The sequence below is a fragment of the Aeribacillus sp. FSL K6-1305 genome, assembly GCF_038050115.1.
In the GTDB taxonomy this organism is placed as follows: Bacteria; Bacillota; Bacilli; order Bacillales; family Aeribacillaceae; genus Aeribacillus; species Aeribacillus composti.
This window is the reverse complement of the sequence record NZ_JBBOQV010000001.1, coordinates 1-26,349: the sequence shown is the minus strand read 5'-3', so window position 1 is coordinate 26,349 and position 26,349 is coordinate 1. Positions and strand designations below refer to the sequence as shown.

The following is a 26,349-nucleotide window of genomic DNA, read 5'->3' as shown; positions in this document are numbered from 1 at the left end:
TATGAATCATTTTGCCAAACTGCCTTCATAAGCATCAGATAAATTATATCGTGCCTCCAACAATCCCCGGCAATAATGCGCATTAAACTCCATGCTCAACCTTGTCAGCTTGGCGCCTTTCAAGTAATCTGAAAACTCTTCTTCAGTCAATGGTTTCCCTTCTGGAGTTGTTATGGCAAATGTACTTGAGTGATGGAATACTTTTTTCTTCTCCAAATATTTTTCTCTTAACAGCCTCCCTTCTTCGGACAGGGACAGTTCATTCAGTTCTTGTAGAGATAAAGACGTAATTTCTTCCTTTGACATTCCTATTTTTAGTAGATATTTCATCAGTTTCTCTTGTCTTGCATAGTAGGCTTTTATATCAAAAGTTTTGCGCAATTCTTCAAGATCTCCGTCAGATACATTATGGAAGACTTCGCGAAACGATTTTCCTGCTGATGCTCCGTGATTAATTTCATCGGATGCACAATGATCGAGTAAATGAACTTGAACCGTTTTTACCCATTCAATCTCAGATACATATTTCCTTATATCTTCAGCCATGATGTAGGCAAAGTTAGGAGAGCACCAATAAGTTGGAAGGCGAAAGACTACTTTAACATGATTATCCTTAACGATGACTTGATCGATAAATCCCAACTCTGTTAACGGCTGATCCAGTTCAGGATCATACACTTTTTCAAGCATGCTATATACTTGCTTTTCTTTATCCATTACCTCGCTTTCACCTCCCTTTTAAGTCTTTTCATCAACTATTCTCTATTCGTCACGCTATCCGTTTGGATAATTGACAATTTTTTAATTTTTCTTTTTGTTTTTCGATATCAATGTTATATAATCTCGCTGCATTTCCTGCTAAAATCTTTTTCTTCACTTCCAAATCAAATGTAACTCCAGTCTCTTCTTGTATATCCTCTGGAAGCTCAAATTCAAGAAACTTTTCAATGATCCATTTCGGTTCCCATATAGCATAGTCACTTCCAAAAATGATTCGGTCTTCATCAAGCCAATACAACAATTCACTTATAATGTGAGCAAAATAACGAGGTCGATCATGAATTAAAGCAATGGCAACTGCCAAACCTGCATAGACATTTTTCTCTTGTGTAGCAATCCAGCAAAAATCTTCTAATCTTGGAAGCCCTACATGTTCGACAATAAAGTTCAGTTCAGGGAAACAGCTTGCTGCATCATCAACATCTGCTACGTCAAATGCATCCCGATTTAAAGGAGTGATCGTCGGCCCCTTATGAATGTGTATGTTTCTTATCCCCAGTTCTTGACATTTTTCAAGATATCTTTTTGACCAATCATCAGATAGTTTATAGCCCTTTGAATTCCCATACCAATCAGCTGTATATAACTTGACCCCTTGCCAGTTGTATTTTTCTTTGTTTTCTTCTAATTTTTCTAAGCCTCGTTCGCCATGCCGAGGATCGAATGTTCCATTGCAAATAAAACGATTAGGGTACTTTTTTGAAAGCTCCTCATTTGCATCAAAATTACCAAAGCCATTTTTATAAAACTCTTTTAGAAAAACTGGCTGAAAAATCGCCATATCCACATATCCTTCCATAAACACGTCATTCACAAGTTTTTCTGGAGAATACTTTACAAACTCATCTTTCGGCCACCAATATTCTTTCGGACTTAGATTTTTGTGATAATCATAAAAACAACTAATAAATTGTTCTCCGTGGATATTCAATTGATTCTCCTTGCTTCCATCCCATAAGGCAATGTGTGCATCAATAATAAAAATTTCTTCACCATTAGATGCTTTAAACAATTTCATTCCCCCTCACATGAGATTAATTAAATAATTGAAATCGCTATCATTTTTTACGAATATTCATTGATGTTTGTCAGGTAATAATACTTTATTTTCTTTTTATTCAGAAAATTTTAATCAAATTATACTTGGTTCATCCTCAATTTGATATATACACTTAAACAAAAAAATAACCATTTCTCCAGCAATTTTTTGGGTGATTAAACAAATTTTTTATAATCAAAAACAGACAGCGAAACGGCGTTTAAATCTAATGCACCAAATCCTTGTCCTGTGAACGATGGCGTAATAAATCTCATCTCCTTCGGCCATTGCATAAACGATGACCCAATACGGTCACGCTCTAAAATTCCGAAATTTTTAATTCCTAATTGTTTTAATAATATCCCCATTCCAATCCCGGCAGGACCCGCTCCTACGATTAGAATAAAAGGGTTCATCTCACTCCTTGAAAATAGTAAAAACTATACCATCTAAAACGGAATTTGTGAATGGATAATCTTTTTTCCATTTATAAAAGCATTGTGCACATCGATTTCAAGCTTCCAGAAATTGTTCATGATGTGTATTGTACGATTGTTTTGTAGAAGACCTTTCTCTGAAGTATTTTTTGGCAGCTATGGATGGATTGCACCAACCGTTCTGCTTTTGTGTATATCGTTTAATATTCGGCTTGCGTCATTCTAAATCAATACTCCCACAGTTTATTTTGCATTTACGAAAAAAATATGTTTAAATATTATATAAATCGTAATGATTACGATTTATATAAATTGGTTTTCAATTTTCTCGAACCAATCTGAGGTCAAAGAAAAACTTTAATTGTTGAAAGGAAGATGACAATGGATAAAAAAATACCTGTGACCGTTTTAAGCGGCTACTTAGGAGCAGGGAAAACTACCATTCTGAATCATATTTTACAAAATCGCCAAGGGCTCAAGGTAGCCGTTATTGTGAACGATATGAGCGAGGTCAATATTGATGCTGAATTAGTCAAACAAGGCGGAGAGCTTTCAAGAACTGAGGAGAAGCTAGTCGAAATGTCAAACGGATGTATTTGCTGTACATTAAGGGAAGATCTATTAATCGAAGTAGAAAGGCTCGCTAAACAAGGAAATATCGATTATATCATTATTGAATCGACTGGAATTAGTGAGCCAATCCCAGTTGCTCAGACTTTTTCATATATTGATGAAGAACTAGGAATCGATCTGACGCGCTTTTGTCGATTGGATACGATGGTGACGGTTGTAGATGCCAATCGATTCTGGAAGGATTACCAGTCAGGTGATCGGCTATTAGATAGAAAGCAAGCGTTAAGTGAAGACGATACTCGTGAAATCGCAGACCTTCTTATTGACCAAATTGAATTTTGCGATGTGCTCATCTTGAATAAGTGTGACTTGGTGTCTGAAGAAGAATTGGCAAAGCTGGAAAAGGTATTAAAAACATTGCAGCCAAAAGCGAAATTTATTCGTACTGTCAAAGGTGAGATTGATCCTCGAGAGATTTTAAACACTGGACTATTCAATTTTGAGGAAGCAAGCTCTTCAGCAGGATGGATCAAGGAGTTAGAGCAAGGGCATGATCAGCATACACCGGAAAATGAAGAATATGGAATTTCTTCCTTTGTTTATTCAAGACGTTTGCCTTTCCATTCCGAGCGCTTTTACAATTGGCTTCACTCCATGCCCGAAAATATTGTAAGGGCAAAGGGAATTGCATGGTGCGCAACTAGGAATAACCTTGCCCTTTTGATGTCTCAGGCAGGACCTTCTGTTAGTATTGAACCGATCTCTTATTGGGTCGCATCTTTACCGAAAGAAGAGCAGCAGCAAATTTTAAAGGAAAACCCTCATTTGCTGGACGAGTGGGATGATCAGTTCGGAGATCGGCAAACAGAATTAGTATTTATTGGAATGGATTTACGCCCTGAAGAAATCATAAAGGAATTGGATAAATGTTTACTAACCGACTCTGAGTTTGATCAAGACTGGTCTACTCTTCCAGATCCATTCCCTTGGAATTTACAAAAAGTGTAACTGGAGGAAGGAAAGAAGGAATGATTTTATCTGGAAAAACTATTCTTGAGAAAATACAACATAAAGAATTAGTCATTGATCCCTTAACAAAAGAGCAAATTCAACCTGCTTCAGTAGATTTGCGCCTTGGAAATCATTTTCTTGTGATGGATGAGCACGCCAATGCTCATCTATCATTAGAGGCGAAAGCGAAATATAAAGAAGTAGTGGCTGAAAACGAGAAAATTGTCATTCCCCCCTTCTCTTTCTTGCTTGCTACTACTATAGAAACCATCGAGCTGCCGGAAAATCTTACTGCTTTCGTAGAAGGAAGAAGCTCGATCGGCCGCTTAGGGCTATTTATTCAAAATGCCGGTTGGGTTGACCCGGGATTTAAAGGACAAATCACGTTGGAACTGTTTAACGCGAATCGCCTACCGATCGAATTAACGATAGGAAGAAGAATTTGTCAGATTATCATTTCTAAAGTTGATCAAGAAGCAAAACCATACAGCGGAAAATATCTATTTCAAAAAGGAGCGACAGAAAGCCGAATTTTTCAAGACGATGATGTCACGCAATAATGAGGAATTTTCAATAATAAATGATATGACAGGAAGGACGAACATTGGCTTAAAAATCAAAAATAGCGAAAGAAAGAAAAAGACAAGAATTCGTTGTTAAATATGCTGAGCTAAGACGAGAGCTAAAGGAGAAAGGGGACTATGAAGCTCTTCAAAAGCTCCCCCCTATCCGTCTAAAAAATCGTTGTGAAATTACCGGAAGGCCAAGAGGTTATCTCCGTAAATTTAAGCTGTCGCATATTGCATTCCGTGGGTTAGCCTACAAAGGACAAATTCCAGGCGTCAAAAAATCAAGCTGGTGAGTCAAAAATATTTCACCAATGTCTAATAGTCTGAGGAAATAAGAGCGGGCGTAAGCAAAATTGAGCTCTTTATTTCCTTTTGCTTTTTTATAAATAACTCAACTTTCGCACACAGAAATATTTAAGCATTGCTTGATATAATTAGGTATAGTGGCCAACCATTTATTCATTTGATTTTTAAAGATGTCCATGTTCAAAGAAACCTCGGCTTCCGCCAAAGTTTGGAAAAGGTCAATAAGTGATTGAAGGGCAGTAATAAAATCTATGTCTTTTACATCTTCGCAAAGGATGTAAAAAAGGTTGCCAATCGTCTTAGGATCCTCCTCTTTTCGCATTTGCCAAGCAATGAGAATATATCGTGTAAAAACAATGGTTGTATGGCTAATTAACATGTCGTAGGAACGTCCCTGGAATTCTTTCTCTAAATTTAAAAGGGATTTATTGCATTTGAAGAAGACTTCAATGTCCCAACGCATGCCGTAAATACGAATGATCTCTTCATTTTCTAATGTTGTATCTGTGCTGAGAATGGCAAGCCATTCGCTCCGTTTATTACGGTTTCGTACAAATAGAATTTTTACTGGAATTCCATTGTCTAAAGTAGCATAAACGGATCCGAGAATGTCTTTTTTACCCATGTGAGGTTTTGCCAATTTGTAAAGTTGATTCAGTGTGAAACGTTCACCATTGTAAACGTATCGCTGCTTTAATTGCTTCACCATGCCAATGACAAATAACCCTTTGTTCGTAATCTTCTCAATTAAAGGCGCTTGTGTAAACCAGGAATCCATGAGAACATAGTCAGCTATAATCCCTTTTTCAAGCGCATGATCAAGTAAAGCTGAAGCCACGTCCGGTTTTGATTTCAGAGCTTCCTGGCGACGCTTATAGCCAGATGTTCGTTTATCAATATTGGTATTGATTTCTTGCAGGCGATTTTCCTTTTTCGGTGAACTTAGAAGAGCAAAATCAACGGGAATAAAAGTAAAACTATCGGTCCAGCCAAGGGTAAGCATTTGAAACCCTTTCAAGTACTGATGGGTAGAGTGATCAAAAACCTTAGCCAACAGTTCAACCGACTTACTACGGTTTCTTGAAAAGACAGAATCATCAATCACAAAAGCTGTGACACGATCTTTTGAAGTTAATGGTTGAAGCAGACGGATCATTTCACTGCTTAATGAAAGCAGAAACTTTCTCCAATGATAGGTTGGTGTATTTAAAAAGCGATAGACTGTATCCTTTCCGGGCAGATCCTGAGATCGTTTACTCATAAAAGCACGAAACCAGTTCTTATATTGGAAGACTAAAAGAAAAATCAGTTTGAAAACAGTAAGACAAGAATACCCGGAAAGTTTCGTAATATTCGCTTTTCTTAAATGATATCCAATATTTAATTCGGAAAATCCTTGTTTAATTTCTTTTGGTAATTGCGCAAAGTAGTCTTTATTCGTTATCATAGTGGTGACACCTTTCTTTTGGATTTGGTTTCGTCACCAATATTTTACCAAAAGAATAGGTGTCTTTCTTTATGTTTTAAAAAATGTCAAATGATAATTTTGTACTTTCCAAAACCATTTACATCAAGCATTTAAACAAGATTTTGGACTGCGAAAGCTGAGTAAATAAAAATTGGAGTTGATTTTCATAAAGAACTTTTTTGTTGGCGAGATCAAATTTATTCTGAACATATATAATATAATAACCCGTGGTGCTAGTTGAGTCTTAACGCTCAACTAGCCCAAGAACAACAAGGGAGTAAGCCAGTAAAATACCATCCAGTGCCGTTTCAAATCCAGAAACCGAGTTCGCTCGAATCTCGGTGATCCGATACGAATCGACTAAAATCGAAAACACGGTTTCAATCACTTTGCGTTTTCGTTTCATCCACTGTTTCCATGCGTCGGATTGGAGAATTCGCTGATTTTTTCGAACGGGCGTCCAAAAAGCGACTCGATGCTCTTCGTACAGCTTCTTTTGCAGTTTTTGGCTGATGTACCCTTTGTCACCTAGGTTATATGGATGTGGAATTTGCGTCATGACGGTTTCAGCGGCCACCCGGTCGTGACAAGACGCTTCGGTGACAACATATCCCATCGGAAGCCCTTGGTCGGTGACCTGCAGGTGAAGTTTCAACCCATAGAAAAGTGATCCTTTTGGAAGCACAATAGCCAATATCCGCAATTCCACGAAACCGTTTGGCGCGATACATTCGAGCTGAATGACACAGCTCGATCGGCAAACTGTCCACGACCGCATACGCATGGTGTTGTCCACGCTTGGCCAGCTGGTGCCGCATCCACTTGATCGCAAAGCCAAGCGCTCGGCAGCGACGGTTGTATCGAGAACGTTCAGGGAACAAGTCCTTGGAAAACAAATTCCCGATCACAAACCGGTGCCAAGCCCGTTCGGAAGTGAAGCCTAACAACTTTCCAAGGACATGGACGGCGATGATGACCTCGTCCTTCTGTTTCAACAAATGAAGATTTCGACGTTGAAGATGAATCTGGATACTCGATAGTTGAGCTGATACAAAACACAAAATCGATACATATTGTTTTTGAAGTTTGGCTCGATCTGTTGTAAAATGAAAGTGCTCTTGCATGTGAATTCTCCTTTTAAATGTTTGGTCGCACTTTCATTTTAAGGAGATCCTCATGCAAGGGCTATTTTTATGCTTGTCTGATTTTATCTAGCACCACGGGTATAAAGATAGAAGAAAGCAAGCATCAAAAGCGCTTCGGAAAGAAAACCAAACATTCCTTTCGAACGCTTCAAGATAATCGAAAAAATCGTACCTACCATCCCTGTGGTGACTACAGTCGTTATAAAAAATGTCAGGATAATTTTGAGCGAAGAGAAGGTTCCAAGTGAATGAATACGCACATCAGTTGTCAACGAAATAAGATGCATGACTGCATAAAAAAGCAGGAAAGGAAATGAAATAATAGCTAAGCACATGAAGAATACAACAGTTATTGCAAAGATGTGATCGGAAACAGAATAGTTCTTTCCCCTTTTTCTTTTCTTTATTACATACAACCCCTTTTTGTAAGTTTATATATATTGGATAATAGATGTTGCAACTATTCAGCCTCATAAGAGGAACGAGATCTTCATATGATGAAAGGCGAAGAAAATAGTTCGGACACAATCCAGCGAAACATCGTACCCACACTCATGAAACACGAACAAAACGTTTGGTGTCTACTGTTGATGGACGAAACAATAGTGCATATTCCGTCTAGAAACGCCCTTTTTGTGCTAGGCTTCTTTAGCCGCTGTCTTCTCTCATTAAGCTCAAGGCGCATGAGCATGCGCAAAAACCCTTTTCCCCTTCCATTGCACTTAACAAAACAGCAGCCACCGATGATTTTAATAAATATACTAGCGCCACGGCAGTTGGTACAATTAAGGATCGTTAGCAATGGATTGAAATAAATGAATAACAGGGCCGGACAAGCCGCCCCACGTTCCTTACCTCACGGATCTTCGCCACAAACTCAACGTGGCACGAGCTAATGGATTATCTCTTAAACATTGCGTTTGCGGGAACATAGCAATGGTTTTTTCTCATTTTCGAGAACTTGTCTGTTCATAGAAACAACTCAAATTTTAGAAGATCACCTTTTCTTCTTATTTAGCATTTGAATCGTTCGTCCGTGCTAAGATTTCCTGCACGATTGATGTTTTCGCATCTGCATAGTGCTGAACGTGCCGCCATTTATTCTTTGCCAAACTTCGCTTCACTTGCGCATATTTGTCACGGTCGCTCTCGTTCGAGCGCAACCAATCTCGAAATCGTAACATTTTATCGATTTCAGACGTTCCCTTGCTGAACACATATAAGTTAATGTCAGTATCCGGTCCTTTAAATAAACGATGCTCGAACCATTCAGGTTCTCGAATTCGCAGTCGATAGCCAGCTGCTTCCAATGCCGGAACATATGATGGCTCGTCTGCAGAATCCTCCACAACCAGCAGCATATCAATGATTGGCTTGGCACAAAGTCCTGGCACCGAAGTTGAGCCAACATGTTCGATTTGCAATGCTTTGCTGCCGAGTACGGAACGAATCCGTTTTGCTTCCCGTTCAAACAATTCAGGCCAACGCGGATCGTATTCGACAAGAGTAATCGGTGCATTGTGCGGTTTCAGTTCACCCACCGTAAGCTTCTGGAGTTCCTCATCACTCCTAGGTGTAAAGCGATTTTCCAATCGCATCATGCCACACTCCTTTGCTGTTTATTGTTGAGGGGACAGACTGAAGCGATCACTCATGATGATCCAGTCTTATGTTCCATCAGCAGTAAAAACAAGATGTTCAACCGTAAACATCAAATTACCATCGGACTTCAGCATTCTTCCCCTCATCTCAACAGTGATTTATCTCCGATACAAGTTGTTTCACTTCATTGTAAAGCTTCTCCGTCATGTCGCAGCATTCCATAAGCGAAGAACCAAGTAGTTCAAAAATGCGATTCACCTTTTGCGCATAGTTCTCAGGTTTATGCTCAAATGTTTCAATCAGCTTGATTGCCTTCTTTTCGTTAATGCAATAAGCATGATTGCATGCAAATATTACTTGATTTAAACATGAAATCATACGAAAAACATGGCCTACAATATAATATTTATCATTTGCTTTTACATTTTTCTTTACAAACAATAAAGAAAATTCTGCTTCAAACATAAAAAAGTCAATTAAACTTTTCCGCAAGGCAGCGGGATAAGTTTCTGCCCGTTTTTTTAATTGGCAGAAGGTTTCATCCTTCGCATATAGTATTTTGCTGATCGCCAATTCCCCCCGATACATGGCACTGATATAACCATGGGGATGCCCGGTCTGATAATCGGCAGTGACCATTCCTTGCTCGGTTTCTTTGATGATTTGTTCCACACGTTTGATATCACGTAAAATGAAATCGACATGATACCCGTTGATGACCAGCCACCCGCCTCCATTCACCCACTTCCCCCATGCTCCGGGAGGGAAAACAAGGTTGCTTCTACGCTCGTCGTCCAATTCTGCAGCAACCTGGTTCATCGCATTGAGATCAAATAATTCTGCGTTGTAATAGATACCGATATCAATATCCGAATCCTCTTCATGAGTCCCCCTTGCACGAGAGCCCCCCAACACAACGCCTTCAATAAAAGGAAGACAGGATAACTTTTCTGCTACTGATTGAATCATATGATTGACCATCCAAGCCCGCACCTTTCGTCAATGACCTTCCATAAAATTCCCATCAAATCTTTTTCCATTATACCTCATAAAATATAATACATAAATGGTAATAAGGCATCTTGCAAGAAAGAAATAGCTTAAGGGCTTGCAACCAATTTGTTTTAGTCTTCTCCAAAATTTTGGCCAACAAAACAATTTCATAATAAGTATATTTTGTTTTTTGCCTAGACAACAATTGCTTGACCGAGTTTCTTTTTCTTTATTTATTATTTTTTGATGCCCATTTGAGAGATTTTTCAACCATCTCATTGACAAACGATTCTTTCCCCTTTTGATATTGATGAGTATGATCTGGAAACTGTTTTGCTAATTTCATTTTTAATTCACCATATTTTTTAGCTTCATCTAGATTTTTTATCATGTATTCTTTAAAAAGCAAATGTTTTTCAATATTTTCGTGGCCAATTTGATAAATATGTACATGGTGTGTTCGGTTATCTTGTCCTTTTGGGAAGTATCTTCTACCAGATATCCCATTTTCCCCTCTCGCTTCATATCCCAATTCCTTCATTTTTTCATTGTATAAATCAACCTTTTCAATATCTTTAACAACAATCAAAATATCGATAATTGGTTTTGCGTAGCCGATTGTCGGGATAGACGTGCTTCCTATATGGAATATATCAACGATTTCATCTTTAAAAATAGCTTTAAGTATTTTCGCTTCTTTTTTATACGATTTTTCCCACTCTTCTGTCCACGGAAGTATTATCGTTTTTCTCATATGTCACCCTCTAGATCAATTAGATTTACTTTTTATAATTGAACATAAACATGATAAAGGGGAACCAATTCATCTCGCCTCGCGACAGCACAAATTATGTAAAACTTCTCCTCTTCCATGAGAGCTTGACAACATTTCTGCAGTTTAAAAAGATTGGTGATCCTCATTATTTTTAACTTTTTTGCAGTCCCCTTGAAAAAAATAGCAGCTCACGAAATTTTTCTGCTTCCTCCACTCTCTTCTAAGTATAAACCTCTTCCGCATCAAAATGAATATTGTAAATCTTTATGCTTTACTTGGACTTAAACTTAGTTCCCTTTTTGACCATTTGAGCTGCGAAATTTTTGTTGTTCCTTCTGCTGAAGTATTTTGTGCTGATGAAATGTATAACGGCGCATGAAAAGTTAAACTCATAACAGCTGAAGGAGCACGATTAGTAGAGATTTGAAAACGGAGAAGTTACATTCAAAACCATTAGGACAAGCATATCTAGCGATTGATGAGTTAATCACGAATAGTTTTAAGAAAAATTTAACGGCCTTTCCCCGGTTGAATTCCGAGAAAAGACCGCAGCTTATTACACTCTTTTTTTCACAGTCTTCTTAACAGGGAGATGTGCACTTAATATACTCTTTTTTCACTGTCTACTTGACAGAGACATGGGAACAAAAGGCTCTCTTTTTCTTTTAGCCTACCATTCTTCAACAAACTTCGGAACATGCCAGACATCGAACCCTTTAGTCAGTTAGTATTCTTCATAAACGTACGGTTGGTCTGGTACCTCGATCATTTCTATAGCGGGTTGTTCAATGACTGGAATGGTTGATTGATGATACGTTGTTTTATGAATGGTACCTGTAACTTTAATCCAAGTGTCATCCTTCAGCTTCGCAACATTTTCTCCCTCCACCAGCATGCCGTAAACACTCGCATCGGCGATACAACATGTAACACCAAAACGAGCCACAACGAGTTGGTTCGAACGAAAATCTCGTTCGCGAAAAACAAAGCCCGTAATTTCGACTTTTTTTCCAATTAATTGTTCGACATTTTCGCTAATCATATTAATGGTAGAAATATATTTTTCATCTGTCACAACAATTTTATCCGTTCCGATTAAATCGTTTTTCAACTGCTCATTTTCCTTTTCTGTACTTTGAACAGCCGAATTGTCCTCTTGCAAAATCTCATTTACTCGCTCGTCTACCTTTTTCATATAACCTTCTGGATCACGCAAATATTCCTCTACTAAATCTTTCTCTTCCGTTTGAATCTGCGAATTGGAACTCTCCGCTAATGGCTGTGCACCGAATTGGACGCCTCGTTTCGAAGCGACAGAACTGTCCAACACATGATTGGACAGCATTAATCCGATCATTACTGGCAGCAAAAAGAGCGAATAAATAAACACCGTACTAGCAGGCGTCTTCGGCATATGATGTTCTCCATCGCAATGACAATGACTCTCCGACGTATTCATGCCGCTCCGCAATATTTGCATTCCTCCTAATATAAGCAGCACAAATAGCGCAAAATATATAAATGGATGCATTTTCGGCGATACATAATTCGCTAATTGAGAAGTCAATAAAAGCTTAAAAAGCAATAGTGCATATCCTGCTAATATAATTCCTCGAATGAACATATGAAAAGAACGCATAGTCTCCCTCCTTTATAAAATGTTTAATGATTGCAGAAGAATGATACTGCCATAAATCACAACCGTTACTACGAAAATGAATACAGCTACAAATTTCGGTTTAAAATAGGCAAACAGCATAAACGTATTTTTTAAGTCGATCATCGGACCGTAAACAAGGAAGGCAACAAGAGAACCGATCGTAAACGTTGAACCGAACGAAGCTGCGACAAATGCATCCGCTTCAGAACATAATGAGAGAATGTACGCTAATCCCATCATGACTGCAGGTGCTACAGCCTGATCTCCTCCGATTTCCAGCAGCGTCGTTCGATCAAAACCAGCTTGAAAAATACTTGCAACAAGCGCACCAACAATTAAATAGCGCCCCACATCGAAAAACTCATCACTGGCGTGCAAAAGTGTTTCAAGCCAGCGATTTTTTGAATGATGATGATGTTCATGCAAATGATGCTGTTTTTTTAATGGTAAGCTAGTGCGAAAAAAGAAATAAATGATTGCACCGATAACGATCGAAGCGACAAAAGCTAGTCCCATTCGGGCATAAACGACATCCATATTGGTTTGAAAAGCGTAATATGTAGAGGCAAACACAACCGGATTTAAAATAGGTGCCGTCACCATGATAACGACGCCTAAATGTAGCGGCATTCCCTTTAAAACAAGTCTTCGCACGACCGGAACAATCGCACATTCGCAAATAGGTAAAAATGCGCCAACAATTGCGGCGGGAACGAGAGCGAGAATCGGGTGCTTCGGAATGAAGCGTTTGAGCGTATCTTCTGAAACAAATGTTTGAATGAGCGCTGATGCAAATACACCAAGTAAAATAAATGGGATGGCCTCTAAAATAATGCTTAAAAACAACGTACTTACATTTAAAACTTCTTTTGGAATGAAACTCGGATCAATAAGACGATCCCCGAATAAAAACAGCAATAAAATCCCGCCAAATAGGGCCGTACCGGCAACATCTTTTCCAATCTGCTTCCCTGCATTTTCCATCGTTCATTCTCCTAACATTGTTATTAATAAAACAGAATGATTCTTATTTTCTATATGCCTGTTTAACTTTTAACATACCAATTAGCAGTTGTCAAAGCGAAAAAAAATAGACCTTACCAAACTATGTTTAATAAAGGCAATTTGCAATTAAAGAAAATGCAGCAAACTTTTGTCAAATTTTTCTACACATTTTTGTAAACACAATTACTCCTTGAGTTTCCCGACTGCTCATAAATATCTGTTTACCCTTCTGAAACGACGAACTTTGTTGTTTTACTTGAGCTCATCATTCACCAGAAAACTATCCGTCTTGCAAACCGGACACTGCAAAAGAGATGGTGTTTAAAAGATTGCGAAACAGTAATTCATAAACATGAACAAGAACTTTCTTGATTATAAACCGAATTCATCGGCCGCTTGTTCGATCAGATCTTGAACGTGACTGAAGGAGATGAATGAAATCTCCTGCAGCAACGCTACATCTTTCGTGCGCTAAAAAAAATGGCACCCAAACGATTTTCGAAAGTGCGGGTACCAATTTTAGTGATGCCGTTTTTCTTTGCTTCACGGTTTATACCATAATAAGCTTGTGCTCTTTTAATCCGGAAGCAGCGGGCGGAATAATTCGCCGTGTAAGAAAGAATGTGCTGCAGCTCCCGATTGATTTTGAATCGCTTATATCTATCTATTAAAAGTCAACATTATCCGGGTCTGGACCGAAAAAACTTCATGCTTCAATGACAAAATCGGTCTTTCGATGATTGCTGTTATAGTTGGCAAAATTCCCTTCATTAACCTCTTTTAATATGTTAACCAAATAAAATTTTAGGTTGACATTTCTATCATTCTTCTTGCATAATAAAAAACAAATATTGTATTAGGAGGAAAAGCATGAAAATCAAGTCGATGGTGTTAATTGCTCTTTTTGCGGCGTTAACGGCGATCGGTGGGTTTATTAAAATCCCTATTCCATATGTCCCATTTACGCTGCAAATTGTATCTGTTTATTTAGCTGGGTGTTTGTTAGGCCCAAAACTCGGAATGTTAAGCCAGCTTGTTTACGTTTTGATTGGACTGGCAGGTGCGCCTGTTTTTGCGGAAGGAGGAGGTCCAAGTTACATTTTTAAACCTACATTTGGTTATTTACTAGGTTTTGTGTTAGGAGCATACGTCAATGGCTGGTTGATTAAGAGATTTCAATTGGTAAAAACATTTTCTATTTTCCTCGCTAATTTCGCCTGCCTTCTTGTAGTGTATCTTCTTGGCTGTCTTTGGTTATATGCAGCAATGAAATTTATTTTCGATAAGTCGTTAACGATTGCTCAAACATTATTATTTGGTTTTGTGATTCCTATACCGGGAGATATTTTCTTATGTATCCTATGTTCCATCATCGCAGCGCAGATTCTTCCACGGACGAACTTTTTGATTCATAAACAAGGAGTTGCATCTTAATGGGAAAAGCGATTTTTATCACAGGGACCGGAACAGAAATTGGCAAAACGATTGTCACTTCCATTCTATTTCTGGTATTGAAAGAAATGGGAGTGAAAACAAAAATATTTAAACCCATTCAAACAGGTGTAGTAGAAGAGAGCGATTCTTTTGCCGATCAATATTGGTATGAAGAAGTGATTGGAGAAGAAAAAGGCTCTACGGGGATGTATTATATGGAGCCTGCTGTTTCCCCTCATTTAGCTTCAGAGATCACAAATACTACGATTCTGCCAAATGAAATAAAAAATAAAATTTTAGAATTAAAAAATCAATACGATGTTGTTCTAGTAGAAGGAGCAGGCGGACTCGCGGTTCCGCTCATTGAACATTCTAATGGATTTTATATGACAAAAGATTTAATTCAAGAATGTGAATTGCCAACAATTCTCGTGTCTTTGGCTGGATTAGGGGCTATACACCATACACTCACAACTGTAAATTATGCCGAAATGCACGACATTAAAATCCTCGGGCTTATATTTAACCATTTTGACCAATACAATATGATTCATATTGATAATGTACGGACTATACATAAGATGTTGAATCTTCCTATCATCGCTAAATTGCCAACAATGGACTCTTTGTCTAAAGACAGTCTTACTCAATTAGCCAAAACATTGATATCCAAGCAAGAACTTAAGAATGTATTGTCAGGGGGATTAGAAATTGAAGTATAGCTACGAACAGTTAGAACAACTTGATAAACAATATGTATGGCATCCTTTTACCCAAATGCAGTCTTATATCGAAGAAAAGCCGCTCATCATTGAAAAAGGAAAGGGAAGCTACCTTTATGATGTCGAAGGAAAAAAATATTTAGACGGTTATGCATCTTTATGGGTAAATGTTCACGGACACAGTGACCCTGAATTAAACGAAGTGCTTCATGAACAAATTGAAAAAATCTCTCATTCTACGCTTTTAGGGTCCGCGAATGTTCCTTCCATTTTATTAGCAAAAAAACTAGTGGAAATTTGGGGAGGAAATTTATCAAAAGTATTTTATTCCGATACAGGGGCTGCTGCCGTTGAAATTGCATTGAAGATGGCATATCAGTACTGGCAAAACATTGACCCTGTCCGCTACAAAGATAAAAACAAATTTATCTCATTAAAAGAAGCTTATCACGGGGATACCATTGGTGCTGTAAGTGTTGGCGGAATGGATTTATTCCATCGAATCTTTAGGCCGCTATTGTTTGAACGAATTGAAGTACCTTCCCCATATGTATATAGAATGGACGGATATGGCGATGAAAAGGAAATTGTGAATTATTGTTTAACAAAGCTAGAGGAAACGCTTGAACAGCATCATTCAGAAGTCGCGGGTATGATTGTCGAACCGCTCGTTCAAGGAGCGGCAGGAATCATTGTACATCCGAAAGGGTTTTTAAAAGGTATTGAAAAGCTTTGCCGCAAATACAATATTTTGCTTATTTGCGATGAAGTGGCTGTTGGATTCGGCAGAACCGGAACATTATTTGCCTGCGAACAAGAAGATGTCCAGCCTGATATTGTTTGCTTAGCCAAAGGCATCACAGGAGGATATTTACCGCTTGCGGCAACATTGACAACAGAAGAAATTTATTCTGCATTTTTAGGAGATGTTCATGAAAATAAAACATTTTTCCATGGTCATACATATACGGGAAATCAATTATCTTGTTCTGTTGCGTTAAAAAATATTGAGTTGATCGAAAAGAGAAACTTAGTTTCGGATGTCCAACGAAAAGCTCATGCGTTGGCAGGTAAATTGCAAAAGCTTTATGAACTGCCGATCGTCGGTGATATTCGTCAAAAAGGACTCATGATTGGCATCGAAATCGTCAAGGATAAGAAAACAAAAGAAATATTCGACCGCTCGGAGCAGATTGAGCATAAAATTATTTTAGAAGCTAGAAAGCGCGGGCTTATTATCCGACCATTAGGTCCTGTCATCACGTTTATCCCTGTTTTGGCGATGACCGATGATGAGCTAAAGACCGCTGTTGATATTATTTTTGATTCGATTGCGGAAATGGTAAGCATCAAGCAGTTTTAAGATGAAGGTACTGTATCGCTGCAAGGGGATGTCTCATGTTTTGAGACATCCCCTTCTTACAATTAGTCAAGAGTTTTTAGTAAAACTATTTGTTTCAGTGGATTTATTTAGGGGGCTGTCCAGAAAATCAAAATCCACTGAAAACGAAACATCATAAGCATTGATATATCAACGTTTCTAAAACATTAAAGGGGCGTCTATAAGCCGGAAAATCGACTTATTAGAAGCCCCTAACTAAATAAATTTACGCATGCCAAATAGACCCAACGATTCTTGCTTTTTTTCGCCAGGTCAAATATGTTATACTTTTCCTACACAATTACGAAGTTGCTGATGCGATTTCGTAATTGTAGGCGATTATGTAATATTTCCCCTTCATAAACATAAATCTGAGCAGAATTATAAATAACCATATAGCTCTTTCCCATACTAACATTAAAGGCAATGACACTGTGCATAAACATTCCTCCTCCATTATTTGTAGAAGCCTTCATATAACCTTAATGATTCCCTTTTCTTATCCACGATCTCATGGATCCAACATATTAAATCTGATTCTTATAAGATCCATGAAGTAGGCCAGTTTTTTTTATTGCAAACCATTCGTTCTTTAGCTCAAGTTTGACACCATTTCACTACATGTGGATAACTAAAGGTGATTATACCAATAGTTATCCACTTTTTTTATCGAAAATATAATCATTATGTAGTGTTATGTGGATAACTTTTGTATATCCAATAATATGTAATATATGTTATACTATTAGTGCTATGTATATTCGAATTAATAAGCAAAAAAATAAAAATGGTTCAGTTCGTCAATATCTACAAATATGTCGTACATTTCGTGTAGACAATAAAGTTCGGCAACAAACGCTTTGTAATCTAGGGAGGTTAGAACATTTATTAGAGAATGGCTCTGTCGATAACATAATCGAGGGATTAGCCAAATTTTCAGAGCGTTACTTTGACCGAATTCACGGGCAAGGGTCTTCCTCTTCTGTCTCCGTGCTTTGGACAAAAGAGTTTGGGCCGGTTTATCTGTTCCGAAAGGTATGGGAAAAGTTAGGGCTTGGTCGGCTATTACGTAAAATCATGGATGATTCCGAGGCTGCTTCTCGGTATGACGAAGCCATTTTTGCCATGGTGTTAAACCGTCTCATGGATCCCAATAGTAAGTATGATATCTTCAAACAATGGATCGACACGATTTATGCAGAAGGTCTTTCAGACATTCAACTCCATCACTACTATCGTGCATTAGACTTCTTAAGTGAACAAAAAGAAAAAATTGAGGAACAACTTTATGGACATTTAACCGATTTAACCTCATTAGAAGTAGATATCGTGTTTTACGACACGACAAGCACCTATTTCGAAGGAGAGGAAGCAGACGAACTGCTGGCTCACTATGGTTACTCCAAAGATCATCGTGGAGATCGAAAACAAGTCGTGATTGGCTTATTAATGACCAAAACAGGGATTCCGATTGGGCATCAAGTCTTCCCTGGAAACATGCATGATACGAAGACATTTGGCATGGTGGTTGGAGACCTGAAGAAGCGCTATCCTATTCAGAAAGTCATTCTAGTGGGAGACCGCGGAATGGTTAGTGAAGCCAACTTAGATCAAATTCGTGAACTGGGCATGGAATATATTGTGGGTGTCAAATTACGAAAGTCGAAGAAAGCCCAAGAGCTATTATCCATCCGTGGGCCATATAAGAAGGTTCTCCCGAATCTAAAAGTGAAGTCAAAGAAAATCGATGGCGAAACGTATGTACTCTGTTACAATCCGGACGCTGAAGAACGTGATCGAGCGAGTCGTCAAGTCGTGTTAGAAAACCTTCAATCGAAGCTTGATGAACTCGGTCCATCTGGACTCGTCAAAAACCGTGCGTATTCCAAGTTTTTAACGATAGAAAAAGCATCGGCCAAAATTGATGAAGAGAAGGTATCCAATGACGAAAAGTTTGACGGAAAGTACGCCATTCGGACCAACTCGTCATTAACGGATGAAGAGGCAGCACTTGCCTATAAAGAGTTGTGGAGAGTGGAACAAGCCTTTCGTAACCTGAAGTCGAATCTAGAACTTCGCCCGATGTACCATCGAGTGGAATCTCGTATTCGAGGCCATATCATGGTTTGTTTCCTTGCGCTTGTCATGGAATCCTTTTTGGCCTATAAGCTAAAAGAAATAGGATGCCAAACAAGTGTAAAGGATATTTTGCATGATGTAAGCCAGATGAAGGCCTCGAAAATACGCGTGAATGGTGAAGAGCAAATCGTTCGTACAGAATTACAAGGTCAAGCAAATCTAGCATTTGAAGCACTTGTCACACAAGCGCCTCCTAGAGTATTAGAAAAAAACACGTGCCACTAACAAGTGTAGTGGTACGTGTTGTGGGTAAAGTCCAAAACACCAGTATTTTCGGGCTTTTCTTTAGTGTACTCTGTCAAACTTGAGTTTAGGCTGTCACGACCTTTCTCCACTTCTACTAAAAAATCGAGTAGGAGGGAGCGATTAACTCCCGTCCTCTCACACCACCGTACGTACGGTTCCGTATACGGCGGTTCAATTAAGATAATTGACGCAAGTCTTTATAACTTCCGTGAATAGCTGTTCTCTTTATGCCAGTGGTCACTCCACCCTCCAAGAGATCTCCCACGGGATTCACCGCTTCCTCCCTCAAGTGAGGTACTACGTTTTCTGTGTTCATCATGACTCACTGAATGCCAAGGGCTATTCTCTCTTAATTGTTCGGTCCTTCTTAGTTGTTCTAGACCAACTAATACTATGACCTCTGCTGACTTCTGACGGTTCAGCTATCTATCACTAGATAGGTTACCAAGGTTACTTGGCGTGCCAGCCAGACCTCCCCGGGTAAGAGTGTAATCTTTCCTTCCATCCATCTGCTTCATTTACTCTGTATCACCTTCGGCAGAAAGGGCTTTGTTTTGTCTTGCAAACTCACCCAGTGATACCTAGCCTCATATGAAGTTCGTGTTCCTCAGACCGGAAGTTTGCCGCTCGCTTCCTTCAGATTCCGCGTCACCACGGACACCCTTGCGTTAAGCTAACTGCTACTTCTGCCTTCGCAGCTCGGGACTTTCACCCTATAGATTACACCCATGCCGGGCGCACAATAGCAGCACAGACCTTGACCGTGGTCTGTGCTGCTAATCTTAATATGTTTTTATTTACATGAAATGAAGTTAAGGATTTCTTCTTTTGTCGGTAAGGATGAAATGGCACCTTTTCCTGTTGTTGTGATCGCACCGCTTGCATTGGCAAAGGTGAGGATTTCTTGATGGTGTTCATTTAATACATCTATTAAGTTATCATGGTTTACTTCTTTTTCGAGTAGTTTATATAAAAAGCCACCGATAAAGGCATCTCCTGCACCTGTAGTATCCTGAACCTCAACTTTGAAACCAGTTGATTCATATTTGGCATTCTTCGTGTAAAGGTCAGCTCCATTAGCTCCTTTTGTGTAAATAACGGCTTTTACATCACCTGTGAATAAGTTTTCAATCGCCTCTTTTTCATTAGAGATTCCTGTGATAAACGCTAATTCTTCATCGGAAATTTTGATGATATGTGCTTTCGGAATAAATTCTAAAATCGTTTGTCGACAATCCTCTGCACTGTTCCATAGTGGAAGGCGAACGTTGGGATCAAAGCTAATGATTCCCCCATTTTCTTTAACAAGTCGAATTGCTTTTTCATGGGCTTTTTTCATTGGGCTTTCGACTAGATCGACGGAGCAAAAATGTAAAATATCTCCTTTAGCAAACCAACTTTCTTCAATTTCATCTTCTGAAAGCAAAAGATCTGCAGAAGGATTGCGATAGAAGGAAAAATCACGTTCACCATCATCGAGCAGTGAAACAAATGCTAATCCTGTATTCGCTTCATTTGTTCGCTTTATTTTATCTGTTTTCACACCGATTTTTTGTAACTCTTCAATTAAAAAGTCACTAAAGGCATCCATTCCAAGCTTTGTGATTATTGCAGATTCTGCTCCAAATCTCGCAACAGCTGCTGCAACGTTTGCTGGGGCTCCCCCAGGTGCACGTTTAAAAGATTGAACATCCTTTAATGCTTTGCCTTTTTGCATTGGAATAAAATCAATTAACACTTCACCAATTGAAAATAAGCGCCCCATTGTCTACACCTCCCTTTTAATTCATAGTGGATAAGTTATATTTCGTTGTGTCTAATGTAACTTTTCCGTTTCGTGCAAAGAAGCGAATATCTGTGCTTTCAAGTCTTGGAAAAATTCGGCTCGTAAATACTTCAACGCCGTCATTGATAAAAATTTCGACAGAAGACGTATCAACAAACAGATGAAGCTTTAACGTATCCCCTTCAACGCTGCACGTTCTTGTTGTTCCATATTCTTTAGCTGGAACCTCCCCTGAATGGGTACGGTCTAAGGTCACCTTTTGTTCCTTTCTGTTATAGGAGATGACCGTTTTTTCATCTTTACATGACCGGAATTCAATCCCGACTTCATCTGCTTCCATGTTCGTAAATTCACAAATAAGTTCATACGTCGTCCCATTGAATCCTTCATACATTTTTTTCTCATCATCGAGAATATCTTTCACATTTACCGAATCTTGTCGCAATGCTTCTAGTTCTTTTACAGGACACTGAATAAGCTTTCCATTTTGAACGGTCAACTCTCTCGGTAATGTTAAACAATGAGCCCACCCATCCTTATCAGTTGGATACTCGATTTCGGGAAGACCCATCCACCCAACTAAAAGGCGACGTCCCTTATGGTCAATTGTCGTTTGTGGTGCATAAAAGTCAAATCCACGGTCTAACTCAACAAACTCACCGTGTTCAAAAACTTTTGTCTTTAAATCTAGTGTGTTCCCTAAAAGATAACCGGATTGATAGATATTTTGAAATTGATCTCCCTTTGGCTCTAACCCTTGTGGTGAGAAGATCAGCACACCTTTTCCATCTAGTTCAAAATAATCGGGACATTCCCACATAAATCCAAATTCCTTTAAGTTTGTTTGAACCTCACCTTCAAATGTCCAATTTTTTAAGTCAGGTGATGAATAAAGAACAATACAACCTGTTTTGTTTTCCCTCTGTGCCCCGATAACAGCATAAAATGTGTCATTTTCCTTCCAAACTTTCGGATCGCGATAATGATCGGTATAACCTTTTGGAACTTCTTTAATAACCGGCTCTTGTAATTTTTCAATACGTCCATTTTCATTCATTACCGCTAAGCATTGATATGGATGACGAACCCAATTTTCATCTCTTGTATTTCCTGTATACATTAAATGGAGCTTACCGTCATGACAAATAGCACTACCTGAATAAGCTCCGTGAGAATCAAAATAATCGTTCGGCTTAATACCAATTCCGACATTTTGCCAATTGACAAGATCTTTTGATTTTGTGTGATACCAATATTTTAATCCATGAACAGGACCTAGCGGAAACCATTGATAAAACAAGTGATATTCTCCGTTAAAATAAGAAAAACCATTTGGATCATTTAAAAGACCCGTTACTGGTTGAATATGAAATTTCTGACGCCAAATGCTTTTGTTGACTTTTTCTTTTAATGCATTCAATTCTTCTTTTGTCGCTTCTTCGATTCGGCGATACCGTTGTTTTCTCGTCCATTCCATCTTTAAACCTCAAACTCCTTCACGATGTAAACACAGGGCCTGACCTCTTTTTAAGGATCAGACCCCAATATTTAATTTATTAAGATGCTTTTTCTGCTGCTTGTTCTTTTTTCGCTGCACGTTTCGCTAAAATGATGGTTGTTACGAATGCAACGATGAATGAAATAACCATTCCAATTACGTATGGAGCTATGGAATCTGGACGAATTGAAATAATACCTGGTAAACCGGCTGCTCCAAGCGCAACAGCTTTTACTTTAAAGATCGTAATAAATGCGGCTGATACAGCTGCACCTGTAATAGCACCAATAAATGGATAACGTAGCTTCAAGTTAACACCAAACATAGAAGGCTCTGTAATTCCTAAAAGAGCCGAAATACCAGCTGCGGATGCAATACCTTTAATTTTCTTATCATTAATAATCATAAAAACAGCTAATGTTGCTGCACCTTGAGCTACGTTTGACATAGCTGCAACAGGGAAAATAAACGAACCACCTGTTTTAGCAAATTCTGCTAACAATTGTGTTTCAACTGCAATAAAGCTATGATGCATACCTGTAATAACGATTGGGGCATAAACTAAACCGAATAACGCACCACCAATGAGTCCCGTAGTATCATATAACCAAACAAGTCCGTCTGTTAATAAGTTACCTGCAGAACGAGTAATCGGTCCTACTGCTGTAAACGTTAAAATGCCTGTAATAAAAATCGTTAATAATGGCGTTAATAAGTTATCAAGTGCAGACGGAATATATTTGCGTAAGAATTGTTCTGTTTTCGCTAAAATAAAGGATGATGCTAATACAGGTAATACGGTCCCTTGATAACCGACTTTTTCAATTTCAAATCCGAAAATGCTCCAAACTGGAATTTCACCGTTCGCTAAGGCGCTACCATAACCCCAACCATTTAATAAATCAGGGTGAACCATTAACATACCTAAAGTAGCTCCTAAGTACGGGTTACCACCAAAGCGCTGTGTAGCGGAGAAACCAATTAAAATTGGTAAAAAGACAAATGCCGCATTGGCAAATGTATTAATAAGTGCTGCTAAGTCCGCTATTTCTGGATAAGCATCAATGAGGGACTTACCTTCAATAAATAGATCCTTTGCCGTTAATACGTTATTAATTCCCATTAAAAGACCGCCAGCAACAATGGCAGGAATAATCGGAACGAAAATATCAGAAAGTAGCTTCACTAAACGTTGAATTGGATTTAATTTTTTCGCTCCAGCATCTTTCACATCTTTTGTAGACATTTCTTGAAGTCCAGTTAATTTGGTCAATTCTTGATAAACTTTGTTAACTGTACCTGACCCTAAAATAATTTGGAACTGTCCACCCGTTGAAAAAGTTCCTTTTACATCGTCCATTTTGTCAAGCGCTTCTTGATTTATTTTACTTTCATCATTTAAAACTAGACGTAAACGTGTCGCACAGTGAGCTGCAGCAGAAATATTATCTTTTCCACCAAGAGCTTCTAAAATTTCTTTTGCGATTTGATCGTATTTCATAGCTTCCTCCCCCATTTATTTAGTGGAACCGGTTCCATTTTTCACGATTTAGGAACCGGTTCCAAACTTTATGAAATGGAACCGGTTCCAGCCTGATTATAAGTCATTAGGAATGATGCTGTCAACGCTTTCTCGTTCAATAATTTCATATTTTGATAATGTTCTTTTTGGAACTGACTCCTCATTGACAAGCTTTACAATGTTTTGCGCTGCCATCTTTCCAGCCTCTTTAAAAAACAGTTTTACTGTTGTTAGCCCTGGGTGAATAATTTCCGTCACATCATATCCTCCAAAACCTGTAATAGAAACATCCTTTGGAATGCTCAATCCTTTTAATTGTGCTGCCCTTAAAGCACCGAGAGCAATATTATCCGTTGCACACACAATGCAAGTTGGCTGAAATCCTTCTAGCATTTCTGTTACTCTTTGTTGAGCAGCAAACATATTAAAACCTGTTTCAAAATAACGAACCTCACATCCTTCCGCTTCTGCTATTGCCCTTTTAAATCCTTCCTTTCTTCTTACTCCAACTGCTACATCCTTTTCGGTAACACCTAAGTAAGCAATTTTTCGATGCCCTTTCTCTAATACATATTTTCCAATTGCATAGCCTGCTTCCAAATCATTATGAATCAGACTATGTACATCAGGATGTTCTTGACCAACAAGAAGAATCGGGATGTTCACCTTTTCAAATGCCTCTAAATGTACTTGTGTAATTTGAGTAGCAAGTAAAATAATTCCCGCAACTTTTTGACTAGCCAAGCTATAAATCGTTTCAATTTCACGTTCAATTTGCTGATTCGTATTGGATATTAATAATTGAAAATTCAACTCTTTTAATTGTTCATCAATCCCAATTAAAGTATGCGATGCTGCATAGGAATCTAATCGCGGAACAATCGTTCCAATAAAATATGTTTTCTTAGCCTTTAAACTTTGTGCAAAAGGATTAGGTGTATATCCTGTTTCTTTAATGGCAAGTTCAATTTTTCTTTTTGTTGCTTCACTAACAGATCCACCATTTAAGTAGCGAGATACAGTGCTTTTGGAAACTCCCGAAATTTTTGCTATATCTGCAATAGTTTTATTCATTCCTAGTCCACCTCAAAAATGAGTTCTCTTTTTTTTATTATAATATTAAACCCATTTTTAATGCATGGGGTAACAAAATAAGCATTCGAGATTTAAAATCCTTGTGTTCCGAATAATAAAGCACTCGGTCATTCACCGATTGCTGCAAATTTGATAGGTTACTTCTAGGATCGATTGATTCCTCCACTTTTGCTGGGGATTTAAATCACTTCTGGGATCTTTCCCATCACTTTGGCTAGGGATTCAATCACTTTTAAGCACTTTCCCATCACTTTGGCTAGGGATTCAATCACTTTTAAACGCCATTCCATTACTTTCCCCTAACATTTTTACGCACCTTTCCATCACTTTGGCGGGTGATTCAATAATCAATCTTTTGTTTCCACTACTCGATCGACTCTCAACTTTTGAACATTAAATAGGTCAATGCCCTTATCTCAAGGATTTATGACTTTTCATCTCGATGATTCCGACTGGGTTCGAACCAGTGACCTCCACCCTGTCAAGGTGTAGTAGTAGGATAAATCATAGTCTAATAGAATGCAAAAAATTTATTTTTATCTTAAACAAAAAATACGCCAACAAACATATTATAAAACCAAAAAATCGACGACAAGCTGCCGTCAAGATTACCTGCAAAACAGAATCATTTATCCCCCTTCAAATTTTAAGGGGGATTTTTATTTTAAGACAATATGATTGGTCTCTATTACCTAAATAAGAAAATAATCTAGAAACCTCTTGGTAGTTTTTTCTTAAAATTCCCTTTTTTCATTTCTATTTACTAAAAATTCCTTTATCTGTCTTATAATGAAACAAAAAGCTTTTCCACTTGATGGAATCCATTTCGTTTCAATCGGAGGCATGGATACAGTGAATGTCAACTATATACCTTCAGAATGGGAAAGGACCAAGAAAGGAATCGGCAACCTGATCGGCCTTGGCGCATGGGGCAAAGGCATGATCGACAATTTGAAAGATATCAGTGATCTTTTGGAAGACGCCCAATCAGACATCGCCAAATATGATAGCGATGGTGTCATCTCTTTCACCCACACGGACCGCAAAAGCCAATATCAAAGCTTATATGAGGATTTTCTTGTCATGCACCGCTTTAGCGGCCGCATCGGAGATATTGTCGACCGCACCATCGATGAGCCGTTTTATCAAGATATCGATGCTTT

General features: G+C 38.4%; 20 protein-coding genes and 3 pseudogenes. 9 read left to right on the top strand and 14 right to left on the bottom strand.

Going from position 1 to position 26,349, the window contains the following annotated elements; all coding sequences use genetic code 11:
• Positions 1–6: 6 nt before the first annotated feature.
• The 3 genes and pseudogenes from NST97_RS00120 to NST97_RS00110 form a co-directional block, all read right to left on the bottom strand.
• Positions 7–717, bottom strand: coding sequence for an iron-sulfur cluster assembly protein (locus tag NST97_RS00120; RefSeq protein WP_341342768.1), 711 nt, complete (start codon positions 715–717; stop codon positions 7–9).
• Between the two features lie 52 nt (positions 718–769).
• A complete protein-coding gene (locus NST97_RS00115; protein ID WP_235600398.1) occupies positions 770–1,798 on the bottom strand; it encodes an amidohydrolase family protein in 1,029 nt (342 codons plus the stop codon).
• A gap of 230 nt (positions 1,799–2,028) precedes the next feature.
• Positions 2,029–2,235, bottom strand: a pseudogene (locus NST97_RS00110) (NAD(P)-binding domain-containing protein); the annotation flags it as partial.
• Between the two features lie 402 nt (positions 2,236–2,637).
• Between NST97_RS00110 and NST97_RS00105 the strand changes: the two are divergent.
• From NST97_RS00105 to rpsN, 3 genes are all read left to right on the top strand, one after another.
• Positions 2,638–3,837 carry a GTP-binding protein gene (locus tag NST97_RS00105; protein ID WP_144597544.1) on the top strand — a complete coding sequence of 400 codons (1,200 nt, stop codon included), beginning with the start codon at positions 2,638–2,640 and terminating at the stop codon, positions 3,835–3,837.
• Between the two features lie 20 nt (positions 3,838–3,857).
• The gene (gene dcd, locus NST97_RS00100; RefSeq protein WP_094245416.1) at positions 3,858–4,400 is read left to right on the top strand and encodes a dCTP deaminase; all 543 of its coding nucleotides are present in this window, start codon (positions 3,858–3,860) and stop codon (positions 4,398–4,400) included.
• A gap of 62 nt (positions 4,401–4,462) precedes the next feature.
• The gene (gene rpsN, locus NST97_RS00095) at positions 4,463–4,702 is read left to right on the top strand and encodes a 30S ribosomal protein S14 (RefSeq protein ID WP_341343161.1); all 240 of its coding nucleotides are present in this window, start codon (positions 4,463–4,465) and stop codon (positions 4,700–4,702) included.
• Between the two features lie 98 nt (positions 4,703–4,800).
• On the opposite strand, the gene NST97_RS00090 is transcribed toward rpsN, so the two are convergent.
• The 7 genes and pseudogenes from NST97_RS00090 to NST97_RS00055 all read right to left on the bottom strand — a co-directional run bounded on the left by NST97_RS00090 (position 4,801) and on the right by NST97_RS00055 (position 13,342).
• Complete coding sequence (locus NST97_RS00090) at positions 4,801–6,162, bottom strand: IS4 family transposase (RefSeq protein ID WP_328101957.1); 1,362 nt, start codon at positions 6,160–6,162, stop codon at positions 4,801–4,803.
• Positions 6,163–6,427: 265 nt separating this feature from the next.
• Positions 6,428–7,307: pseudogene (locus tag NST97_RS00085) on the bottom strand (IS982-like element ISGth1 family transposase).
• A gap of 1,031 nt (positions 7,308–8,338) precedes the next feature.
• Positions 8,339–8,929 carry a GrpB family protein gene (locus NST97_RS00080; RefSeq protein WP_100660514.1) on the bottom strand — a complete coding sequence of 197 codons (591 nt, stop codon included), beginning with the start codon at positions 8,927–8,929 and terminating at the stop codon, positions 8,339–8,341.
• A gap of 148 nt (positions 8,930–9,077) precedes the next feature.
• Positions 9,078–9,911 (bottom strand): nucleotidyltransferase domain-containing protein, encoded by an 834-nt coding sequence (locus NST97_RS00070; RefSeq protein ID WP_100660515.1) that lies wholly within the window; start codon positions 9,909–9,911, stop codon positions 9,078–9,080.
• A 241-nt stretch (positions 9,912–10,152) separates the two neighbouring features.
• Positions 10,153–10,677 (bottom strand): GrpB family protein, encoded by a 525-nt coding sequence (locus NST97_RS00065; RefSeq protein WP_340786383.1) that lies wholly within the window; start codon positions 10,675–10,677, stop codon positions 10,153–10,155.
• A gap of 745 nt (positions 10,678–11,422) precedes the next feature.
• Complete coding sequence (locus NST97_RS00060; protein ID WP_341342767.1) at positions 11,423–12,337, bottom strand: TIGR03943 family putative permease subunit; 915 nt, start codon at positions 12,335–12,337, stop codon at positions 11,423–11,425.
• 12 nt (positions 12,338–12,349) lie between these two features.
• A complete protein-coding gene (locus tag NST97_RS00055; RefSeq protein WP_340786379.1) occupies positions 12,350–13,342 on the bottom strand; it encodes a permease in 993 nt (330 codons plus the stop codon).
• 455 nt (positions 13,343–13,797) lie between these two features.
• Here NST97_RS00055 and NST97_RS00050 point away from each other — a divergent pair, with 455 nt between their 5' ends.
• The 5 genes from NST97_RS00050 to NST97_RS00030 all read left to right on the top strand — a co-directional run bounded on the left by NST97_RS00050 (position 13,798) and on the right by NST97_RS00030 (position 19,264).
• Positions 13,798–14,034, top strand: a complete 237-nt coding sequence (locus tag NST97_RS00050; protein ID WP_341342766.1) for a hypothetical protein — start codon at positions 13,798–13,800, stop codon at positions 14,032–14,034.
• A 199-nt stretch (positions 14,035–14,233) separates the two neighbouring features.
• Complete coding sequence (locus tag NST97_RS00045) at positions 14,234–14,797, top strand: biotin transporter BioY (RefSeq protein WP_063386449.1); 564 nt, start codon at positions 14,234–14,236, stop codon at positions 14,795–14,797.
• A complete protein-coding gene (bioD, locus tag NST97_RS00040; RefSeq protein WP_066249880.1) occupies positions 14,797–15,519 on the top strand; it encodes a dethiobiotin synthase in 723 nt (240 codons plus the stop codon). Before NST97_RS00045 ends, bioD begins: the two co-directional genes overlap by 1 nt.
• A complete protein-coding gene (gene bioA, locus NST97_RS00035; RefSeq protein WP_341342765.1) occupies positions 15,509–16,882 on the top strand; it encodes an adenosylmethionine--8-amino-7-oxononanoate transaminase in 1,374 nt (457 codons plus the stop codon). Before bioD ends, bioA begins: the two co-directional genes overlap by 11 nt.
• Positions 16,883–17,653: 771 nt before the next feature.
• Positions 17,654–19,264 (top strand): IS1634 family transposase, encoded by a 1,611-nt coding sequence (locus NST97_RS00030; protein ID WP_341342764.1) that lies wholly within the window; start codon positions 17,654–17,656, stop codon positions 19,262–19,264.
• Positions 19,265–20,078: 814 nt separating this feature from the next.
• Here the strand turns inward: NST97_RS00030 and NST97_RS00025 are convergent.
• The 4 genes from NST97_RS00025 to NST97_RS00010 all read right to left on the bottom strand — a co-directional run bounded on the left by NST97_RS00025 (position 20,079) and on the right by NST97_RS00010 (position 25,165).
• Positions 20,079–21,050, bottom strand: coding sequence for a carbohydrate kinase family protein (locus NST97_RS00025; protein WP_341342763.1), 972 nt, complete (start codon positions 21,048–21,050; stop codon positions 20,079–20,081).
• 16 nt (positions 21,051–21,066) lie between these two features.
• Positions 21,067–22,548, bottom strand: a complete 1,482-nt coding sequence (locus tag NST97_RS00020) for a glycoside hydrolase family 32 protein (protein ID WP_339199309.1) — start codon at positions 22,546–22,548, stop codon at positions 21,067–21,069.
• A gap of 79 nt (positions 22,549–22,627) precedes the next feature.
• A complete protein-coding gene (locus tag NST97_RS00015; protein WP_339199307.1) occupies positions 22,628–24,070 on the bottom strand; it encodes a sucrose-specific PTS transporter subunit IIBC in 1,443 nt (480 codons plus the stop codon).
• Positions 24,071–24,166: 96 nt separating this feature from the next.
• The gene (locus NST97_RS00010) at positions 24,167–25,165 is read right to left on the bottom strand and encodes a LacI family DNA-binding transcriptional regulator (protein ID WP_066249868.1); all 999 of its coding nucleotides are present in this window, start codon (positions 25,163–25,165) and stop codon (positions 24,167–24,169) included.
• Between the two features lie 864 nt (positions 25,166–26,029).
• Here NST97_RS00010 and NST97_RS00005 point away from each other — a divergent pair.
• A pseudogene (locus NST97_RS00005) lies at positions 26,030–26,349 on the top strand (glycohydrolase toxin TNT-related protein); the annotation flags it as partial.

Bases quoted from the DNA above. Each gene is read 5' to 3' on its own strand.
- NST97_RS00120 (WP_341342768.1), bottom strand. From the start codon at position 717: ATGGATAAAGAAAAGCAAGTATATAGCATGCTTGAAAAAGTGTATGAT.
- NST97_RS00115 (WP_235600398.1), bottom strand. From the start codon at position 1,798: ATGAAATTGTTTAAAGCATCTAATGGTGAAGAAATTTTTATTATTGAT.
- NST97_RS00105 (WP_144597544.1), top strand. From the start codon at position 2,638: ATGGATAAAAAAATACCTGTGACCGTTTTAAGCGGCTACTTAGGAGCA.
- dcd (WP_094245416.1), top strand. From the start codon at position 3,858: ATGATTTTATCTGGAAAAACTATTCTTGAGAAAATACAACATAAAGAA.
- NST97_RS00090 (WP_328101957.1), bottom strand. From the start codon at position 6,162: ATGATAACGAATAAAGACTACTTTGCGCAATTACCAAAAGAAATTAAA.
- NST97_RS00080 (WP_100660514.1), bottom strand. From the start codon at position 8,929: ATGATGCGATTGGAAAATCGCTTTACACCTAGGAGTGATGAGGAACTC.
- NST97_RS00070 (WP_100660515.1), bottom strand. From the start codon at position 9,911: ATGGTCAATCATATGATTCAATCAGTAGCAGAAAAGTTATCCTGTCTT.
- NST97_RS00065 (WP_340786383.1), bottom strand. From the start codon at position 10,677: ATGAGAAAAACGATAATACTTCCGTGGACAGAAGAGTGGGAAAAATCG.
- NST97_RS00060 (WP_341342767.1), bottom strand. From the start codon at position 12,337: ATGCGTTCTTTTCATATGTTCATTCGAGGAATTATATTAGCAGGATAT.
- NST97_RS00055 (WP_340786379.1), bottom strand. From the start codon at position 13,342: ATGGAAAATGCAGGGAAGCAGATTGGAAAAGATGTTGCCGGTACGGCC.
- NST97_RS00050 (WP_341342766.1), top strand. From the start codon at position 13,798: ATGAAATCTCCTGCAGCAACGCTACATCTTTCGTGCGCTAAAAAAAAT.
- NST97_RS00045 (WP_063386449.1), top strand. From the start codon at position 14,234: ATGAAAATCAAGTCGATGGTGTTAATTGCTCTTTTTGCGGCGTTAACG.
- bioD (WP_066249880.1), top strand. From the start codon at position 14,797: ATGGGAAAAGCGATTTTTATCACAGGGACCGGAACAGAAATTGGCAAA.
- NST97_RS00030 (WP_341342764.1), top strand. From the start codon at position 17,654: ATGTATATTCGAATTAATAAGCAAAAAAATAAAAATGGTTCAGTTCGT.
- NST97_RS00025 (WP_341342763.1), bottom strand. From the start codon at position 21,050: ATGGGGCGCTTATTTTCAATTGGTGAAGTGTTAATTGATTTTATTCCA.
- NST97_RS00020 (WP_339199309.1), bottom strand. From the start codon at position 22,548: ATGGAATGGACGAGAAAACAACGGTATCGCCGAATCGAAGAAGCGACA.
- NST97_RS00015 (WP_339199307.1), bottom strand. From the start codon at position 24,070: ATGAAATACGATCAAATCGCAAAAGAAATTTTAGAAGCTCTTGGTGGA.
- NST97_RS00010 (WP_066249868.1), bottom strand. From the start codon at position 25,165: ATGAATAAAACTATTGCAGATATAGCAAAAATTTCGGGAGTTTCCAAA.